Raw genomic sequence first — 18668 nt, 5'->3', positions numbered from 1 at the left:
ACAGAATTGATACACATGATACAGATAAAATATGAGACATAAGATATTGAAATATACCGTGATGCTGACAGCATGGTTTATCCTGCCTGTCATGGTATTGGCACAGGAAGGGGAGGCGCATACCCTGAGTAACGGAGATACTGCCTGGATTATTGTGGCCACCATCCTGGTGATGATGATGGTCATCCCGGGGCTGGCACTGTTTTACGGTGGACTGGTGCGCCGTAAGAATGTACTGAGCGTATTGATGCAATGCCTGATTCTCACCGCTGTGATCATTATTGAGTGGGTGACAGTCGGCTACAGTCTGGCTTTTACTTCGTCTGAAGGAGATTTGAATATCCTTATCGGCGGTTTTGATAAAATATTCCTGCATAATATCGGGATTAACGACCTGCTCGAAGGATATACCATTCCCGAATTGTTGTTTGTTTCGTTTCAGGGGATGTTTGCCGTAATTACCCCGGCACTGATCGTCGGTGCTTTTGCCGAACGGATTAAATTCGGTGGTTTTCTGCTCTTCTCTCTATTATGGGCGCTGCTGGTCTACAATCCGCTTGCCCATTGGGTGTGGGGTGGCGGCTGGATAGCTGCAATGGGAGCCATTGATTTTGCAGGAGGTACCGTGGTACATGTCAACGCCGGTATCTCGGCATTGGTAATGGCTATCCTCCTTGGCAGGAGAAAAGGATGGAACGTGAAAGGAGTTCCCCCCATTACACCGCATAATGTACCCTTTGTCGTGATTGGCACGGCGTTGCTCTGGCTGGGGTGGCTCGGCTTCAACGGAGGTAGCGGTCTGGCGGCAGATGGGTTGGCCGCGAGTGCGATACTGATTACAAACATTGCTGCATCAGCAGCGGCACTCACGTGGGTTATACTCGATTGGGTTATCAACAAGAAGCCTACCGTGATCGGTTTTTGTACGGGTGTGGTGGCCGGCTTGGTAGCAATTACCCCTGCCGCCGGATCTTCCGGCGTGCTGGGTGCTTGCGTGATCGGTGCGGCCGCCGGATCTATCTGCTTCTTTATGGTGGCTCATGTGAAACCCAGACTGGATTACGACGATTCATTGGATGCCTTCGGCGTGCATGGCATTGGCGGGGTTATAGGGTCTCTGCTGATTGGTGTTTTTGCCACACAAGCCATCACCGGCGAGGGGGGCGCTCAAGGTGCACTTTATGGCGACTGGAACCAGCTTTGGATACAAGTTATAGCGACTACCGGCACTGTCGTGTTCAGTGCCGTCATGACCTGGATCATCTTCAGAACTGTTGATGCGGTTGTTGGCATTAGAGCAAGTAGAGCAAGCGAGTCTGTAGGTCTCGATATATCCGAGCATGGCGAAATTGCCTATGAATAGACAAATTCCTGTTGTCGTGTTTTGTGGAGAGGACTGTTCCAATCGGGGCAGTCTTTTTCATGAAGCCACATCGTATACACGTGATCAGGTTTGGCTTATTTCTCCGCTTTCACTATATTTGCCCTGTTTTAACTAAACAAGGGTATGAACAAAGTCATATTGTTGCTATTCATTCAGGTCATCTTGTTCCTTTCATGCGGAAAATGGACCCGGGAGAAACATATTCATGACTTTCCACAAATTTTACAGACAGATACGCTGCGTGTGCTTACGATGAACACGTCAACATCTTATTTTATCTATCGTGATCAACCCATGGGATATCATTACGATATGGTGCGTGATTTTTGTAAACAACACGGACTTGTTCCTGAAATAATTGTGGCAGAAAATACCCAGGATATGATCAGGATGCTGCAACTGGGGGTGGGAGACCTGATAGCTTACAACATTCCCATAACCAACTCATTGAAAGATTCGGTATCTTTTGCCGGCCTTCAGCATATATCCCATCAAGTGTTGGTACAAAGAGCCTTGCATAACGATACGCTCATCACGGACGTGACCGGACTGATCGGGAAGAAAGTGACAGTGATCGGGTTGTCCAAATACCGTGACCGGCTTGAGAATCTTAACAATGAACTTGGAGGAGGAATTCAGCTGGAGACGGCCTATAGCGACACGCTCGTGACAGAGGATCTTATCCGGTCCGTATCCCGCGGCGAGATTGCATATACCATATCAGATGATGATCTGGCCAGGCTCAATCAGACTTATTTTAGAAATCTGAATGTGGAACTTCCTGTCAGCTTCGAACAACGCTCCTCGTGGGTAGTCAGAAAAGACACGCCCGTCCTGGCCGATTCGCTGGATAGCTGGTTTGAGAAAAAAACGGCTGCACCTGGCTTTTTGCGTATTGAGAAACGGTATTTTGAAGAGACAAAAGGATATTCCGACAGTGTCAGGGTCTCTTATGAGGAAATACTCGGACATGGTGTAATATCTCCTTTCGACACGTGGTTCAGACAGGAAGGTAAGCGACAGCGGATCGACTGGCGGTTGCTCGCATCTGTTGCATGGCAGGAATCCTCTTTTAAAACGGAAGGCGAGTCCTGGGCAGGTGCAGTAGGTCTGATGGGGTTGATGCCCGCCACAGCTGGTTCACTCGGATTAAGCAGCGACGATTTGTATGATCCCGAAGCGAACATCCGTGCAGGGGCAGAATATCTGCGCAGTCTCCTCAATACCTTCGATTCGGTAGCAGATCAGAATGAACGGCTACAGCTATCGCTGGCTGCATACAACGGCGGAGTAGGACATGTGTTTGATGCCAGGGCGCTCGCAGAAAAATATGGTGCCGATAAAAATGTATGGGCTGGAAACGTGGAAAAATATATCCATCTGAAGCGTTTGGAACAATATTATACGGATCCGGTGTGTAAAAATGGATACTTCAGGGCAGATGAAACTATCAATTATGTCGGTAATGTCATTGCCAGGTGGGAATATTACAGGGAGACAGTACCCGAATAAATTTGTCTATTGCTCATTTGGCTTATCAAAAAAGTTCACTTACGTAGACTTTTTTTGTACTCGGCAGAATAAATGAATTTACTCTGCACTCGTTGATCAAAAAAGTTCACTTACGTAGACTTTTTTTGTACTCGGCAGAATAAATGAATTTACTCTGCACTCGTTGATCAAAAAAGTTCACTAAAGTGAGACTTTTTCTCGCTGTGGCAATATCCAAATAAATTTGCCTATTGCTCATTTAGCTTATCGAAAAAGTTCACTATCTTTGTGTCTCTGTCAAAATGAGAGGAATAAACCGGCAGAGCCAAAGAAATTAATAGAATTCTATCAAAATGTCAGTAACAATTCATAAAGTCACCACGAAAGATGATCTCAGGAAGTTCATCCAGTTTGGTATTGATCTGTATGAGGGCAACGAATATTTTGTTCCCCCGTTGTTTTACGACGAACGGGCAACTCTCAACAGAACAAAAAATCCGGCTTTCGAACACTGTGATGCTTCCTACTTTCTGGCTTACCGCGACGGTGAAATCGCCGGAAGAATAGGAGTCATCATAAATTACAAAGCAAATGAGACCTGGAAAGAAAAGAACGCCCGGTTTGGTTTTGTCGATTTTATTGATGACGACGAAGTGGTAGATACGCTTTTCGGTGCAGCTGAAAGTTGGGCCCGGTCCCGTGGGATGGAGAAGATCCATGGTCCGCTGGGCTTCACGGATCTCGATCATGAAGGAATGTTGATAGAAGGATTCGACCAGATTGGTACGCTTTCCACTATCTATAACTATCCCTATTATGTGGAACATATGGAACGGCTGGGTTATGTGAAGGATCAGGACTGGGTGGAGTTTCTCATTACCATTCCTAAGGAAATGCCCGAACGCTTCCTGCGTGCATCGGAAATAGTAAAGAAACGTTCGGGGCTTACGGTCAAACATTTACAGAGCAAAAGAGATGTATATCCCTATGCCAGGGAGATATTCAAACTGATCAACCGGGCATATAAAAATTTATATGGCTTTGTGGAACTTTCAGAGAAACAGATCGACTACTACGTGGATATGTATATTCCCATGTTGCGTCTTGAGTTTCTCACGTTGGTAATCAGACAGGAAGACAACATGCTGGTGGGTGTGGGCATCGGTCTGCCTAGTATTGCCAAAGCACTCCAGAAGGCAAAAGGACGGTTTCTGCCCACGGGCTGGTATCATCTGTACAAGGCACTGAAAGGAAAAGAGAACAATGTCTTGGACCTCTTGCTGGTAGCTGTGGATCCTGAATATCAGGGGAAAGGGGTAAATGCGTTGCTATTCAATGAGTTTATTCCTGCAGCAATCCGTTTGGGTTTTGAGTACGCCGAGAGCAATCCTGAACTGGACTTGAATCACAAGGTGAAATCCATGTGGAACGACCTGGATGCCAGACAGACAAAAAGGCGCAGAGCATTCATCAAACAACTATAGTGGAGAAATAAGATAACGTGAACGAAACAGAGAGAGAACTACAAATACTGCAGGATAACTATCAGGAGGAGAATATTGTCACCCTCGAGTGGCAGGAACATATACGCCGCCGTCCGGGAATGTATATCGGAAAGTTGGGCGACGGCTCATCATACGACGATGGCATTTATGTACTGTTAAAAGAGGTGCTCGACAATTCCATCGATGAGTTTATGATGGGTTTCGGGAAGACCATCGAGATCACCATTGAAAACCATGATGTCACTGTGCGTGATCACGGGAGGGGAGTCCCTCTCGGAAAAGTGAAGGATGTATGCTCCAGAATGAATACTGGAGCAAAATATGATTCAAAGGCTTTTAAAAAGTCGGTAGGTTTGAATGGTGTCGGTATCAAAGCAGTGAATGCACTTTCTTCTGACTTCTATATGGAGAGCTCCCGCGACGGGCTTTCCAAAACCGTGCATTTCAGACAGGGTATTGAAGTGAATGAGAGTGAAACAGTGCCTTCAGCCAACTCAAACGGGACAAAGGTGGGTTTTACGCCCGACGAACAGATATTTGGTGAATATCATTATCGTGATGAACACATAGAACCGCTATTAAAAAACTACGTCTTTCTGAATACCGGACTGACCATTGTTTTCAACGGAAAAAAGTTTTCATCAAAAAACGGACTCGAAGACCTGCTCAATGAAAACCTCACCTCTGAGCAGCTTTATCCCATTATTCATCTCTTCGGTGAAGATATTGAAGTGGCAATCACCCATACAACCCAGTATGGGGAAGAATATTATTCATTTGTCAACGGACAGCACACCACCCAGGGGGGAACGCATCTTACAGCTTTCCGTGAAGCCACTGCGCGTGTAATCAAGGAGTTCTACAATCGAAACTTCGAATATTCCGATATTCGTAATGGTATGGTGGCTGCCATCAGCATCAAGGTAGAAGAGCCTGTCTTTGAATCACAGACCAAGACCAAGCTCGGTTCGAAGGAGATGGCCCCGAATGGAATATCGGTGAACAAGTATATCAACGATTTCCTGAAAAAGGAACTGGACAATTATCTGCACAAGAATCCCGATACGGTAGAGATTTTGCAGAAGATTATACTCGATTCGGAGAAAGAGCGTAAAGCTATTGCCGGCGTAACCAAACTGGCACGTGAACGTGCAAAGAAGGCCAATCTGCATAACAAAAAACTTCGTGACTGCCGTATTCATTACAATGATGCCAAAGGAGATGACCGGGAAAGATCCTGTATCTTCATCACAGAGGGTGATTCTGCCAGCGGTTCCATCACCAAAAGCCGTGATCCGAACTTGCAGGCGGTATTCAGCCTGCGCGGGAAACCATTGAACAGCTTCGGGCTTACCAAAAAGATCGTCTATGAGAATGAGGAGTTTAACCTGTTGCAGGCGGCCCTCAACATAGAAGAAAATATGGACGGGTTACGCTACAATAAGGTGATCATCGCAACCGACGCCGATACCGACGGGATGCATATCCGCCTCCTGTTGCTTACCTTCTTCCTGCAGTTCTTTCCCGATCTGATCAAGAAGGGACATGTCTACATCCTTCAGACTCCTCTTTTTAGAGTACGTAACAAGAAAAAGACACTTTATTGCTATACCGAGGAGGAACGGCTCAATGCCATTGAAGAACTCTCCCCCAATCCGGAAATAACCCGTTTTAAGGGTCTTGGAGAGATCTCTCCCGATGAGTTCCGCAATTTTATAGGCGAAGATATCCGGCTCGACAGGGTGACCATGCGAAAAGAAGATCTGCTGAAGGAACTCCTGGAATTTTATATGGGAAAAAATACGCCGGAACGGCAAAACTTTATCATCGACAATCTGGTGGTAGAGGATGAAGAAGTAGCATAAAATGAAACAAAACGGTACTGAAAAGCGGATTGCCCTGTTCCCTGGCACCTTCGACCCCTTTACCATCGGGCATGAATCGCTGGTACGCAGAGGGCTGGCGCTGATGGACGAGATAATAATTGCCATCGGGACCAACGAAGCAAAGAAGTCCTACTTTACGCTGGAAAAAAGGATCGGGATGCTCCGTGATTTTTACCGTGAGGAACCACGTGTGCGCGTCGAGAGTTATGACTCGCTCACAATCAGTTTCGCACAAGAGGTGGGCGCCCGGTACATCCTGCGTGGCATCCGTTCGGTGACCGACTTCGAATATGAGAAGACAATTGCCGACATAAACCGAACCATTTCGGGAATAGAGACGTTTGTATTATTTACTGAACCGCCCCTGACGCACATCAGCTCCACCCATGTGAGGGAATTGTTACGCTACGGGCACGATGTCAGTTGCTTTATTCCCCGGGGAATGAAGATATAATCCCCTAACAAAAAAACAATGCAAAAAAGAATAATTGCCATGGCTGTGGGAGTACTCCTGGTATCGGGGGGCGCTCTGGCTCAATTCAGGCCTTCACCCGAAGGATTGAAAATTGAACGTACCTTGCAGCTGATTAACAGCTTGTATGTGGATGATGTGGATTCAAAAGAACTCACCGAGGCGGCCATACGTGCTATGCTGGAAGAGTTGGATCCGCATTCGTCTTATCTGAACGAAGAGGAGGTACGTGCCATGAATGAGCCCCTGCAGGGTAATTTCGACGGGATAGGCATATCCTTCAATATGCTCACCGATACTCTTTATGTGATGGAAGTCATTTCAGGAGGACCCTCCCAGAAGGTGGGTATTATGGCAGGTGACAAGATCATCCGGGTGAACGACACGTTGATTGCCGGAGTGAAAATGAACAACCAGGATGTGATCAAGCGTCTTCGTGGTCCCAAAGGTACTGTCGTGAACGTGGAGGTGCTGCGGCGCGGTGTCCCGCAACTGATGGAGTTTCGCATCGTACGCGATAAGATACCTATCACCAGCATCGATGCAGCCTATATGGTGACAAACGATATCGGCTACATACGCCTGAGCCGATTCGGCATCTCTTCCGCCACTGAATTCAAGCAGGCAGAAAGGACCTTGAAAGCGCAGGGAATGAAACACCTTATTTTCGACCTTACCGACAATGGCGGAGGTATCCTGCAGACCGCCAACGAGATTGCCGACGAGTTTCTGGACGACTCCCGCCTGATTGTCTATACTGAAGGGAAGAATCAACCCCGTTTTACCATGAATGCCACGGCGGGGGGCGAGTTACAGAGAGGAAAACTTGTTGTGCTGGTCAATGGAGCTTCGGCCTCCGCCAGCGAGATTCTCGCAGGGGCACTGCAGGATTGGGACAGAGGTGTGGTCGTGGGCAGAAGGACTTTTGGAAAAGGATTGGTGCAGCGACAGCTGCCACTGCCCGACGGAACCATGATCCGGCTGACCGTGGCACGATATTACACCCCCTCCGGCAGAAGCATCCAAAAGCCTTATGAGGTGGGAAACAAAGATGCTTATGATCAGGATTTCATGAACCGATACACCCACGGCGAGTTGTTTGCTGCCGACAGCATCCATTTTGCTGATTCCTTGAAATACAAGACGCTGGTGAACCAACGCACTGTCTACGGTGGTGGCGGAATCATGCCTGATTATTTTGTGCCGGTGGATACCACATCGGGTACCATGTTTCATGCAAATCTGAATGCCAAAGGGGTAATCAACAGAGTGGCTATTTCGGAGGTGGACAACCAACGCACTATGTTGCTGCAACAATTCCCCGATGTTGTTCATTTCATGTCGGGTTTTCGTGTATCGGAGGAACTGAACCAAAGGCTGCGGTCAATAGCGGCTGCAGAGCAGGTGGAATGGAATGAAGAGGAGTACGGTCGTTCGAAAGAACTGATTTTTGTACAGTTAAAAGCGTTGATTGCCCGTGATTTATACGATTCATCGGCATTCTATCGGATCATCAACGAAGAAAATGATATTTTTTCTGAAGGATTGCAGATCATTTCGGATGATCTGCGCTATGAAGGCCTGCTCAAAGGCCTGGGGAGCAATGTGGCACATCAGCAATAAGGAAAAATGAATTTCGATTACAGTAAACTGCGTGTAAAGGAAGGCACAAAGGTAAGCCTGAAAGAGTATCCGACCCTTGAGGATGGCGGCTTTACAAAAAAATCCGCAAAAGAGGAGATTAAGCTGAACATCAAAGAACTGAAGAAGTTGCAGGAGATGTTTTATGCCGACGACCGCTATTCGCTGCTGATCATCTTACAGGCGCGTGATGCAGCGGGTAAAGATGGTGTTATCCGGCATGTGATGTCGGGTATCAACCCGCAGGGCTGTCGTGTGCATAGTTTTAAAACACCCACCAGGAACGAGCTGGAACACGACTATTTCTGGCGTCATTATGTTGCCCTGCCGCAACGCGGGATGATTGAGATCTTCAATCGTTCCCACTATGAAAATGTACTGGCCACCAGGGTGAACCCTCAATGGATCCTCAACGAACGCATTCCTGGTTATAACACAGTAGAGGCAATAGATAAGCAGTTCTGGGAAAACAGGTACGAAGCGATAAATGGGATCGAAAAACACCTGTATCAGAATGGAATGCGCATATTGAAGTTTTTTCTGCACGTTTCAAAAGAGGAACAGAAGGAGCGTTTTCTTTCTCGTATCGATGAACCGGATAAAAACTGGAAGTTCAGTTCGGCAGACTTACAGTCACGCGCACAATGGGATGCTTATGACCGGGCGTACGAAGAGATGCTGGAAAAAACATCCAAACCATATTCACCCTGGTATGTGATCCCTGCAGACAAAAAATTCTTTGCCCGCGTGGCAGTGGGAGACATCATCCTGGAATTGTTCCGGTCGCTCGATCTGCGCTATCCACCAGCCGAATCACCCGAAATATTAGCAAAGGCAAGAGCAGAGCTGACAAAGGGATAAACGGGATACCCCATTACCTGTCACTGCATCCCATGCCCGACATCGACTTTTTTTCGTGTTTACCATAGCGGAAGAGACATCAATGCGGCCGGGGTTAACGAATTTTTTTACTTTCCCTTAAGTGTGAATCCAGACGAGAAATAAGCCACAACAGGCTGAATATGGAGCCCACAAGGACCGCTGCTCCAATAAACCGGGGGGAAAGCAGAAAATCTTTTCCAAGCAGGAAATACACCCCTGCAACCATTGCTGCTAAAATAGCATACATAGTGCCAAAGATAACAGCCATCTCCCTTAGCATGTTTTCCCGTTCTTTTTTGCGTTTTGTGCTGTGAGGGGAAAGCGCCTTTTCGGTTTCTATCTGCTGCATAATCCGATGTCTCAGATTCTCAGGAGCTCCTACTTTTGCAGATGCCAGTATTTGTCGGAACTTTTCGTCCTCTTTTTGCTTGTTGTATTTGTCCATCATGACAATCATTTTTATGTCCCTGTAATTTGTACTCCGTAATTTGAAACAACCATTTCTTTGAAAAGTTTCCTGGCCCTGAACAGTTTCACCTTTACGTTTGGCTCGTTCAGCCCCGTAATCCTGGCAATCTCTTTCACCGGATTATCCTCCATATAGTAGAGCGTGAGTAAAAGTGCATCTCCCGTAGGCATCTTCTGCAATACATCGGCTACTATTTCTTTTCTTTCGCTCTCGTTCATGTTTATCTCCAGTGTGTTATCGGCAAGCTGAGAAGCATCTTCCATTGCCACCTCCCTGCCTCCTATCCACATTTGTGACTTCGTATGCGTAATCGCCGTGTTATATACAATGCGATACAGCCAGGTGGAAAATTTGCTGTCGGAGCGAAAACTGCGCAGATTCCTGAATGCCTTTACATAACTTTCCTGCACAACATCTTCCGCATCCTGCATGTTGCCGCAAATCCGGTAAGCGATGGTGATCGCCATATCCTGATAAGTATCGACAAAATATGCAAACGCGGAAGTATTGCCTGAAAGCACCTGTTGCAGACGTTGGTTTTCGTTCATTGCAAGCGTTTATTCCAATTCTGTATCTTCTCTTTGCGCCGCAACCGGCATCTTTTGCATTATCAAAAAATAGACCAGATAGCCTATGCCAAGGAAAAAAACCACACTGGCACCTGTGATCCAGAATTCATTGTTCTGACCAATCACAAGGTATTCGGAGCAAAGAAAACCGACAATGATTCCTATTCCAAGGGCCACGAGTACTATCCCGTTCCTCAATGATACGAAACGGTTAGGATTTCTTTTCGTTTTTGTCCTGTTAGGGGGTATGATTCCCTGATTGATTAGCCCCATTCTTTCCTTGTGGTCATTTTTTACCGAGGTGAGGCCTATGACGAGCCCGGTGGCTATGGGCAGCCCTATGGTACACAGAATGGCGATGATTGGGATTAAATCTTCCATAATTAAATACATTTAAAAGTGAATAATTAATTTGCTTACATCCATATGACTGCCACTACTACAAATCGGTTACAAATTTTTTTTTCCGCACACTGCTGTGTGCATCCGTAGGTTATCTGCATAAAAACTTCGTCCGGCCTACCTTGACCGGACGAAGATGGCAAGTTGTGTGGGATTGTCTGATAATCTCCCGAAAAAGATTATTTGTTTTTAAGCAAATCGCGAATCTCGGCCAACAATAATTCCTCTTTGGAGGGTTCGGGAGCAGCCTCCGGAGCAGGAGCTTCCTCCTTCTTCCGTTTTAGGGAGTTCATTCCCTTGATGACAAGGAAAATGGCCGTACCAATGATCAGAAAGTCCACAATTGCCTGAATAAAGGCGCCATAGTTCCATGTGACGGCAGGCGATACCACCTCTGCACCCTCCATCACTGCCTGTCTCAAAACAAGTTTGAGATCTGTAAATTGTCCCTGGTTTGCGATCAGGGCAATCGGTGGCATAAGGATATCGTTCACGAAAGAGGTGACGATCTTTCCGAATGCGCCGCCGATCACAATACCTACGGCCATGTCTACGACACTGCCCCGCATTAAAAATTCTTTCAGTTCTGATTTAAATGACATAGTTTTTTTGATTAAAGAGTGGATAATATAGCTAATAAAAAATTTCCGCCATCATGCAACGGGCCGAACCTCCGCCTACAGCCTCTATAGTCTGCAAATTGGCGGCTACAATCCTATTAAAGGTGGAGATAGTTGATTCCTGCACTGGTGTCAGGGTATTGCGTGCCGAAGACGACATCACCATAAGGGGTGTTCCGTTTCGGCTTTTTACTTCCAGCATGTTTCCGGCAAAACAGACCACCTGATCAAGTGATATATCCACGATGATCTTGCCGGCAGCAGTCAATCCTGCAGTTACTTTCTGCCGTTCGTCCGGATCACGGATCGACTCAAGACAGACGATGGCAACCTGGGTTCCAATCGTCATCATCACATTGGTATGGTAAATGGAGTTTCCTCCCTGATCAAGTGCGTCGAAGACGATCGCATCATAACTCATGCGGGAGCAAAAATCTGCCAGTACCCTTTCGGAAGTGCGGGGTGATCGGCAACAGTAGGCTATTCGTTTGCGGCGATCGAGAACCATGCTGCCGGTACCTTCCAGAAACCCGCCCTCATTCTCCCAATGGGTCAGGTCGACCAGCTTTCGGTGATTCATCTTTCTACGAAGAAGATCAATAATTTCCGGTCTTCTTTCCATTCTGCGGTTTCCGGCAAACATAGGGTAAAGGACCAACTCTCCCGTGATGTGGGAGGAGAACCAGTTGTTTGGAAAGAGGGCGTCGGGCGTTGGAGGTTCCAGCGTATCCTGTACGACCGTCACATCCAGATCATTACCCCGCAGTAGCTGTACAAAGGCATCGAATTCTTCCACAGCCTCTTCAGTCACAGTATCACTCTCCACCTGCTGTTGAAAGAAGTTGTTTTGTGCCGTCTCCGCGTTAAACGCAAACCGGGCAGGACGCACCATCAGTAGTTTAGAGGTAGTTTGCATAAAATCAGATTATTAGAATCTGGAATCAGAACCATTAGATGTCATTGGCCGGTTGAGCAATTTCCGAAGATTTGATTGATTCCCTGATAATACCAATCGCTTCCATAAGCTCCTCCTCCGTGATTACCAGTGGCGGTGCAAAACGGATGATGTTGCCATGGGTGGGCTTGGCCAGCAAACCATTGTCCGCCATTTTCAGGCATAAGTCCCATGCTTCTTTCCCCTTGTGGGGAGCAATTACAATGGCATTGAGCAAACCTTTTCCCCTGATCTGGCTGATGAGTGGACTCTTTATTGCCCTCATCGCGTCGCGGAAAATTTCGCCTAGTTTTTCGGCTTTTTCTGCCAGCCTTTCCTCTTTCACTACCTCCAGCGCAGCCATGGCCACTTTGCAGGCAAGCGGGAATCCGCCGAAAGTAGATCCATGCTGGCCCGGTTCAATGGTCATCATGATCTCATCGTCGGCCAATACAGCCGAAACGGGAAGGACTCCACCCGAGAGTGCTTTTCCCAAAATCACAATGTCGGGACGGACTCCCTCATGATCACAGCATAGCATCCTACCGGTGCGTCCTATCCCGGTCTGTATTTCGTCGGCGATAAAAAGCACGTTGTATGTCTTACACAACGTATGGCATTGTTTCAAATAGCCCTCATCCGGTACATTTACACCTGCTTCACCCTGTATGGGTTCCACTAGAAATCCGGCTATGGAAGCTGCTTTTTCTTCAAAAAGTGATGATAAGGCGCCCACATTGTTATAGGGAATCACTTCAATGCCCGGTGTATAAGGCCCATACTCGGCCCGTGCTTCCGCATCACTGGAAAGTGAAACAATGGTGATGGTGCGTCCGTGAAAGTTTCCACTGCAGGCGACAACGATGGCTTCATTTTCCGGGATACCCTTTTTCAGGTAACCCCATTTGCGTGTCAGCTTGAGTGCCGTCTCCACCGCCTCTGCGCCGCTGTTCATAGGGAGAATTTTGTCGTACCCGAAATAGTCGTGCATATACTTTTCGTAGGGACCCAGTGCGTCGTTGTAAAAAGCGCGGGAGGTAAGACACAGTTTACTTGCCTGCTCATGGAGGGCCGCGACGATTTTTGGATGACAGTGTCCCTGGTTCACAGCGGAGTAGGCAGATAAAAAATCGAAATACCTTTTACCTTCCACATCCCATACGTAACATCCCCTTCCCTCCGACAACACAACCGGTAGCGGATGATAATTGTGTGCTCCGTATTTCTCTTCTAAACCGATATAATGTTTAGACTGGTGCGTACTCATTAGTATCTGCGTTTTACGCGTAACTCAATTTTACAACTTTTCAAGTATAATGTTTCTAAACTGAATTTCCTTTCCTTCACTTTGAAGACCTATGTGTCCTTCTTTTACCTCACTGGTGGCGCTATTCTGAAGTACATCGTTTATATAAATTTCTATAGCTCCTCCTTTTACTCTGATCTTTACCTTGTTCCATTCTCCAACGGGCTTTTCACTCGATGATTCTCTTTTTTCTATTACCGGAAATTTGGGCCTTTCAGTGACTCCCTCGGGAAGAACGTATTCTTTCAGATCAGCTCCCGACAGCAAGACAAAATCTCCTGCCTTATCAGCTTTGAGTTGACACTCAATACCTTTTGGAAACGGATTGGAGGGCTCTTCTATGAGAAAGAAAACGCCACTGTTACTTGCCTCTCCACCCCATCTGTATTCCAGTTCCAGCATGAAGTCACTGTATTTCTGTTGGGTATACATATAACCCAGTGGCTCGCCCTTTACAATGATCAACCCTTCTTGAACCGTGTAGACCTGATCTGCAGGAACAGCATCGTTCTCAACGACGAAATTCCAGTTCGAGAGATCTTTTCCATTGAAAATCTTGTCTGTGGATTTTGTACAACCGATGATGAACAGTACTGAAAGAATGACCGTGAAGAGAATTGTTTTTTGCATATGTGTTTACATTCGTTAAGTGATTATCTTTGGTACAAATATAATCTTTTTAGTAATAATGCGAAACATTTTATCGTAAAATTAAGGACAGGCGAGGGGCAGTAGTTGAAAACTCTCCTAAAAAAGCAAAAAAGATTGTCAGATACAACGGAAATAAATACATTTGCCCAATTTCTTTCAGCAACGGAACAGGGTGGTAACCAAGATGAACAAAGCACGTTTTCTTTGGGTAGACGACGAGATCGATCTCCTTAGACCCTATATACTCTTTCTGGAAGAAAAAGGTTATCTCATGGAATGTGCCAACAACGGACTTGATGCGATAGAAAAAACGAGAGAGACATTGTTCGACATAATCTTTCTCGATGAACATATGCCGGGTTTATCCGGCCTGGATACACTTAGCGGGTTGCATGAGGCCGCACCCGGTGTGCCTGTGGTGATGGTGACCAAGAGTGAGGATGAAGGGATCATGAACCGGGCTATTGGCAAAAAAATCGCTGATTACCTTATTAAGCCGGTCCACCCCAGCCAGGTGTTACTGACCATCAAGAAAATACTCTACAAGAAAACGCTTGTTTCGGAAGCTGTGGCGGTAAATTACATGCAGGTATTCAATCAGTTAAATGAAGAGGCAGATAGCTGCCATACGGCCGGAGACTGGGCGGCCTTCTACCAAAAACTGGTATACTGGGAATTGGAGCTGGAGCAAGCCGACAGCCCGGTGAAGGAACTGCATGCATTGCAAAAGGCGGAAGCAAATAGTGCATTTGCCAGATTTATCCGTAATATTTATCCACAATGGATGATACGGGAAGAAGGACGTCCATTGATGAGCCCTGCACTGTTTGAAGAAAAGGTTTTTCCTGTAATCGCAAGAGGAGAGAAACTCTTTTTTATTCTGATCGATAACTTCCGGCTCGATCAGTGGCAGGCAGTAAAAAGCCTGTTCACCGACCTTTTCATTTGTGACGAGGAGCTTTATTTCAGTATCCTTCCCACAGCCACACCTTACGCGAGAAATAGTATTTTTTCCGGATTGATGCCGCGACAAGTAGCCTCACTGTTTCCCGGTTTATGGATCGACGACAGAGAGGAAGAGGGTAAGAATCTGCAGGAAGAACTCCTCCTCCGCGCCCAGTTGGAACGAAAAAATTTGTTTCCGCTTTTGTCTTACCGGAAGATAAATTCAAACTCCGAAGCAGAAGAACTCAACAAACATTTTCCAGAATTGGAAAGAAACGATCTGCACGTATGGGTGTTTAATTTTATTGATACCCTTTCCCACACAAGAACCGATTCGAAAATGATACGTGAACTGACTGCCGATGAATATGCGTACCGTTCACTCACGAAATCATGGTTTTTGCATTCACCTCTGAACACGCTGCTGAAAAAAATCGCAGCCAAAGGATATCGGGTCGTGCTGACCACCGATCATGGTTCCATCAGAGTGAAAAAGGGAGTAAAGGTGCTGGCCGACAAAGAAACCAATACAAATCTCCGTTATAAGGCAGGAAAAAATCTGGGATACGAGCCAAGAAAACTTTTCGAGATGCTGCATCCTGAAGACTTCGGTTTGCCAACCCCCCATATGAGTACACGCTACATTTTTGCGACACAAAACGACTTCTTTGTCTATCCCAACAACTATAACCATCATCTGTCCTATTATGCACAGAGTTTTCAACACGGAGGCATCTCTATGGAAGAGATGATGATCCCGCTCATCACACTAAACCCGAAATAAAAAATTATGCGAATAGAAATCACGGATTTGAAGAATATCAGAAGGGCAGCAAGTACCTTTCTGAGAGAAATGGGAAATAACAAGGTATTCGCATTCTATGGCGGCATGGGTGCCGGGAAAACCACTTTCATCAAAGCACTCTGCGAAGAGATGGGAGTAACGGAAACGGTATCCAGTCCAACATTTGCCATCATCAACGAGTACAGGGGAAAAGAAGGTACGCCCATATTTCATTTCGATTTTTATCGCATCAGCAAACTTGAAGAAGCCTTTGATTTTGGTTACGAAGATTATTTCTATAGTGGCAACCTTTGTTTTATTGAGTGGCCGGAGCTGGTAGAATCCATCCTGCCTCAGGATGCAGTGAAAATAGCAATCAGGGTAATGGACAACGGCAGCAGGATTTTGGAATATATATCATAAGTTCAGAGATCGCTTTTAAACGTTCCGGCATAGAAAGGCTCTAACTGAAAAGGTTTTGACACGAAATGCAGAAAAATACCTATATTCGCACAACCAAAGATTCAAAAATGAAACAATTCATACTGGCATTTTACATCATGCTCATCTCCCTGCCTGTTTCGGCACAGGTAAATACAGACAGAGTGATGATGATTGGCAGGAATGCACTCTATTTCGAGGATTACGTACTTGCGATTCAGTATTTCAACCAGGTAATCACAGCGAAGCCTTATCTGGCAGACCCTTACTATTTCAGGGCAACGGCCAAGTTTATGCTCGACGACTTTAAGGGTGCCGAAGAAGATGCCGACGAGTGCTTATTGCGCAATCCATATTATACTGCTGCCTATCAGCTACGCGGGGCGGCACGTCAAAACCAGGAAAAATATGAACTTGCCGCTACCGACTATCAACGAAGCCTGGAGTTTTTTCCCGAAGACCGGATCACCCTGGTGAATATGGCTATTGTAAATGTGGAACTGGAACAGTATGAGGTGGCGGCGAAATTTTTTGAAGTGTTGCTGCGCCGTTTCCCTGATTATACACCTGGTTACCTTACACGATCACAGATGTATCTGGAGATGAAAGATACCACAAGTGCGATGGCAGACCTGAATAAGGCTATCAGCATCGACCCCTATACCTCGCAGTCGTTTGCAGCACGTGGAGTACTTCATCTGCAGCAGCAGAAATACAACGATGCACTTGCCGACCTGGATGAGGCCATCCGGCTGGATCCCTACTTCGAGGGAAACTATATCAACCGTGGACTGGTGAAGTATCATCTGAACGACCTGCGGGGAGCCATGGCAGACTACGACCGGGTGATCGAGACGGATGATAACAATCTCATTGCCCGATTCAACCGCGGTCTGCTGCGTGCGCAGGTAGCAGATAACAACCGGGCAATAAGTGACTTCGACAAGGTGATCGAACTGGAGCCTGACAATACCATCGCGTATTTGAACAGAGCCATGTTGTACAACGAGACAGGCAACAGGGAAGCAGCACTGGCCGATCTGAACGTGGTTATTGAAGCCCACCCCGATTTCTTCAGCGGTTATTACATGCGTTCTGAACTGAAGAGGGAGATGAATGACCTGCGGGGTGCGGAACATGATTACATGCTGGCACGTGCCGAAGAGTCAAAAGCCCGCAGAGTGGCCACCACTCATCCAGAACCTTTTAAACAGGCCCGTGGAAAGGATGAAACGAGAGATACCCGGGAGCAGGCCGACCAGGATATTGAAAAGTTCAACATGCTGGTTGTGGCCGACAGTGAGAATAACCAAAAAACCAAGTACCAGCGTCAGAGCCGCGGTAAGGTGCAGAACATAAACGCGCCGGTAGATCCTGAGCCCATATTTGTTCTTACCTACTATGAACGGGCATACGATGTGAATCGGCCGGTTTACTACTCAGAGGTGATGGACAAGGCAAACAGTGAGTTGGGCCTTACCTGGGTGCTGAAAGCGACCAACAACGAAGCTCCTCTTAATGAATTGCAGATACAGACCCATTTTCGTTCCATTGATCATTATTCCATGAGATTGGAGAATGAACCTGCCAACTCATCCCTCTATTTTGGGAGAGCCATGGATTTTATGCTTGTGCAGGACTACGAAAATGCATTGAAGGATCTGAACATGGTAATTTCATTGAGACCAGATATGCTGCTTGCCCGTTTTGGACGTGCGGTGGTACGTTCCAAGCAGATGGAGTATGAACGTTTACAGAATGATCCCCGGATGATGGGCAGTAGCACGGGTATCAATCTGCCCGAAATGAGCAAGATTTCCGGCAAGCCGAGGCTGCCCGAGATTTCAACCAGATCGATTGACTACGAAGAGATACTGAAAGAATATGAAACAATCATCGGTATCAATCCCATCTTCATTTATACCTATTATAACCGGGCAGAGATCTTTGCTCTGGAAAAGGATTACCGTGCAGCCATTGCCGATTACACGAAAGCCATAGAACTGGAACCTCAGTTTGCAGAAGCATATTTTAACCGTGGCATCTCACGTCTCGCCATTGGTGAAACCGCATTGGGACTCGATGACTTACGCAAAGCAGGTGAGTTGGGTATCGTGCAGTCATACAGCATCATAAAGAGAATGCAGTGATCAGTTTGTCATGCCGGTATACTTTATCAATATGGGAATTCGCATCTTGCCGGATGAACCTTTTCCACGGCACAGGATGCAATTTTCTTGCAGTTTTGCTGTTTCATCAACCACAAAATCACTACATTTGCAGTCA

General features: G+C 46.5%; 17 protein-coding genes. 10 read left to right on the top strand and 7 right to left on the bottom strand.

Annotated features, from left to right (window positions below; translation table 11 throughout):
* Positions 1-91: 91 nt before the first annotated feature.
* From AC1HCU_RS12825 to AC1HCU_RS12795, 7 genes are all read left to right on the top strand, one after another.
* On the top strand, positions 92-1363 hold the full coding sequence (locus AC1HCU_RS12825; protein WP_480371198.1) for an ammonium transporter: 1272 nt from the start codon (positions 92-94) through the stop codon (positions 1361-1363).
* A 144-nt stretch (positions 1364-1507) separates the two neighbouring features.
* Complete coding sequence (locus AC1HCU_RS12820) at positions 1508-2896, top strand: MltF family protein (RefSeq protein ID WP_480366554.1); 1389 nt, start codon at positions 1508-1510, stop codon at positions 2894-2896.
* Between the two features lie 332 nt (positions 2897-3228).
* Positions 3229-4359 (top strand): hypothetical protein, encoded by a 1131-nt coding sequence (locus AC1HCU_RS12815; protein ID WP_480366552.1) that lies wholly within the window; start codon positions 3229-3231, stop codon positions 4357-4359.
* Between the two features lie 17 nt (positions 4360-4376).
* Positions 4377-6245, top strand: coding sequence for a DNA topoisomerase IV subunit B (locus AC1HCU_RS12810; RefSeq protein ID WP_480366551.1), 1869 nt, complete (start codon positions 4377-4379; stop codon positions 6243-6245).
* Between the two features lies 1 nt (position 6246).
* Entirely contained in the window at positions 6247-6720 is a 474-nt protein-coding gene (gene coaD, locus AC1HCU_RS12805; RefSeq protein WP_480366549.1) for a pantetheine-phosphate adenylyltransferase, read from the top strand.
* An 18-nt stretch (positions 6721-6738) separates the two neighbouring features.
* Positions 6739-8361 (top strand): S41 family peptidase, encoded by a 1623-nt coding sequence (locus AC1HCU_RS12800; RefSeq protein ID WP_480366547.1) that lies wholly within the window; start codon positions 6739-6741, stop codon positions 8359-8361.
* 6 nt (positions 8362-8367) lie between these two features.
* Positions 8368-9240 (top strand): polyphosphate kinase 2 family protein, encoded by an 873-nt coding sequence (locus AC1HCU_RS12795; protein WP_480366545.1) that lies wholly within the window; start codon positions 8368-8370, stop codon positions 9238-9240.
* A 94-nt stretch (positions 9241-9334) separates the two neighbouring features.
* Here AC1HCU_RS12795 and AC1HCU_RS12790 read toward each other — a convergent pair whose 3' ends face one another.
* From AC1HCU_RS12790 to AC1HCU_RS12760, 7 genes are all read right to left on the bottom strand, one after another.
* On the bottom strand, positions 9335-9709 hold the full coding sequence (locus AC1HCU_RS12790) for a hypothetical protein (protein ID WP_480366543.1): 375 nt from the start codon (positions 9707-9709) through the stop codon (positions 9335-9337).
* Positions 9710-9720: 11 nt separating this feature from the next.
* A complete protein-coding gene (locus tag AC1HCU_RS12785; RefSeq protein ID WP_480366541.1) occupies positions 9721-10278 on the bottom strand; it encodes an RNA polymerase sigma factor in 558 nt (185 codons plus the stop codon).
* Between the two features lie 9 nt (positions 10279-10287).
* Positions 10288-10680, bottom strand: coding sequence for a DUF6249 domain-containing protein (locus AC1HCU_RS12780; RefSeq protein WP_480366539.1), 393 nt, complete (start codon positions 10678-10680; stop codon positions 10288-10290).
* 200 nt (positions 10681-10880) lie between these two features.
* Complete coding sequence (gene mscL, locus AC1HCU_RS12775) at positions 10881-11303, bottom strand: large-conductance mechanosensitive channel protein MscL (protein ID WP_480366537.1); 423 nt, start codon at positions 11301-11303, stop codon at positions 10881-10883.
* A 31-nt stretch (positions 11304-11334) separates the two neighbouring features.
* The gene (ctlX, locus tag AC1HCU_RS12770) at positions 11335-12237 is read right to left on the bottom strand and encodes a citrulline utilization hydrolase CtlX (RefSeq protein ID WP_480366535.1); all 903 of its coding nucleotides are present in this window, start codon (positions 12235-12237) and stop codon (positions 11335-11337) included.
* 34 nt (positions 12238-12271) lie between these two features.
* Positions 12272-13522 (bottom strand): ornithine--oxo-acid transaminase, encoded by a 1251-nt coding sequence (rocD, locus tag AC1HCU_RS12765; protein WP_480366533.1) that lies wholly within the window; start codon positions 13520-13522, stop codon positions 12272-12274.
* Between the two features lie 30 nt (positions 13523-13552).
* Positions 13553-14191, bottom strand: a complete 639-nt coding sequence (locus AC1HCU_RS12760) for a 3-keto-disaccharide hydrolase (RefSeq protein ID WP_480366531.1) — start codon at positions 14189-14191, stop codon at positions 13553-13555.
* Positions 14192-14396: 205 nt separating this feature from the next.
* On the opposite strand from AC1HCU_RS12760, the gene porX reads away from it, so the two are divergent.
* The 3 genes from porX to AC1HCU_RS12745 all read left to right on the top strand — a co-directional run bounded on the left by porX (position 14397) and on the right by AC1HCU_RS12745 (position 18532).
* Positions 14397-15941, top strand: coding sequence for a T9SS response regulator signal transducer PorX (gene porX, locus AC1HCU_RS12755; RefSeq protein ID WP_480371195.1), 1545 nt, complete (start codon positions 14397-14399; stop codon positions 15939-15941).
* A 6-nt stretch (positions 15942-15947) separates the two neighbouring features.
* Positions 15948-16364, top strand: a complete 417-nt coding sequence (tsaE, locus tag AC1HCU_RS12750) for a tRNA (adenosine(37)-N6)-threonylcarbamoyltransferase complex ATPase subunit type 1 TsaE (protein ID WP_480366529.1) — start codon at positions 15948-15950, stop codon at positions 16362-16364.
* 107 nt (positions 16365-16471) lie between these two features.
* Positions 16472-18532 carry a tetratricopeptide repeat protein gene (locus AC1HCU_RS12745; RefSeq protein ID WP_480366527.1) on the top strand — a complete coding sequence of 687 codons (2061 nt, stop codon included), beginning with the start codon at positions 16472-16474 and terminating at the stop codon, positions 18530-18532.
* The last annotated feature ends 136 nt before the right edge of the window (positions 18533-18668 follow it).

The organism is Proteiniphilum sp. LBM24028, from assembly GCF_056629195.1.
The sequence above is the reverse complement of the archived record's forward strand: the minus strand, read 5'-3'. Positions and strand labels throughout refer to the sequence as shown.

Coding starts and splice junctions, on each gene's coding strand:
- coaD (WP_480366549.1), top strand. CDS start 6,247: ATGAAACAAAACGGTACTGAAAAGCGGATTGCCCTGTTCCCTGGCACC.
- AC1HCU_RS12760 (WP_480366531.1), bottom strand. CDS start 14,191: ATGCAAAAAACAATTCTCTTCACGGTCATTCTTTCAGTACTGTTCATC.
- AC1HCU_RS12815 (WP_480366552.1), top strand. CDS start 3,229: ATGTCAGTAACAATTCATAAAGTCACCACGAAAGATGATCTCAGGAAG.
- tsaE (WP_480366529.1), top strand. CDS start 15,948: ATGCGAATAGAAATCACGGATTTGAAGAATATCAGAAGGGCAGCAAGT.
- AC1HCU_RS12785 (WP_480366541.1), bottom strand. CDS start 10,278: ATGAACGAAAACCAACGTCTGCAACAGGTGCTTTCAGGCAATACTTCC.
- AC1HCU_RS12795 (WP_480366545.1), top strand. CDS start 8,368: ATGAATTTCGATTACAGTAAACTGCGTGTAAAGGAAGGCACAAAGGTA.
- rocD (WP_480366533.1), bottom strand. CDS start 13,522: ATGAGTACGCACCAGTCTAAACATTATATCGGTTTAGAAGAGAAATAC.
- AC1HCU_RS12780 (WP_480366539.1), bottom strand. CDS start 10,680: ATGGAAGATTTAATCCCAATCATCGCCATTCTGTGTACCATAGGGCTG.
- AC1HCU_RS12800 (WP_480366547.1), top strand. CDS start 6,739: ATGCAAAAAAGAATAATTGCCATGGCTGTGGGAGTACTCCTGGTATCG.
- AC1HCU_RS12745 (WP_480366527.1), top strand. CDS start 16,472: ATGAAACAATTCATACTGGCATTTTACATCATGCTCATCTCCCTGCCT.
- ctlX (WP_480366535.1), bottom strand. CDS start 12,237: ATGCAAACTACCTCTAAACTACTGATGGTGCGTCCTGCCCGGTTTGCG.
- AC1HCU_RS12820 (WP_480366554.1), top strand. CDS start 1,508: ATGAACAAAGTCATATTGTTGCTATTCATTCAGGTCATCTTGTTCCTT.
- porX (WP_480371195.1), top strand. CDS start 14,397: ATGAACAAAGCACGTTTTCTTTGGGTAGACGACGAGATCGATCTCCTT.
- AC1HCU_RS12825 (WP_480371198.1), top strand. CDS start 92: ATGGTATTGGCACAGGAAGGGGAGGCGCATACCCTGAGTAACGGAGAT.
- AC1HCU_RS12790 (WP_480366543.1), bottom strand. CDS start 9,709: ATGATGGACAAATACAACAAGCAAAAAGAGGACGAAAAGTTCCGACAA.
- mscL (WP_480366537.1), bottom strand. CDS start 11,303: ATGTCATTTAAATCAGAACTGAAAGAATTTTTAATGCGGGGCAGTGTC.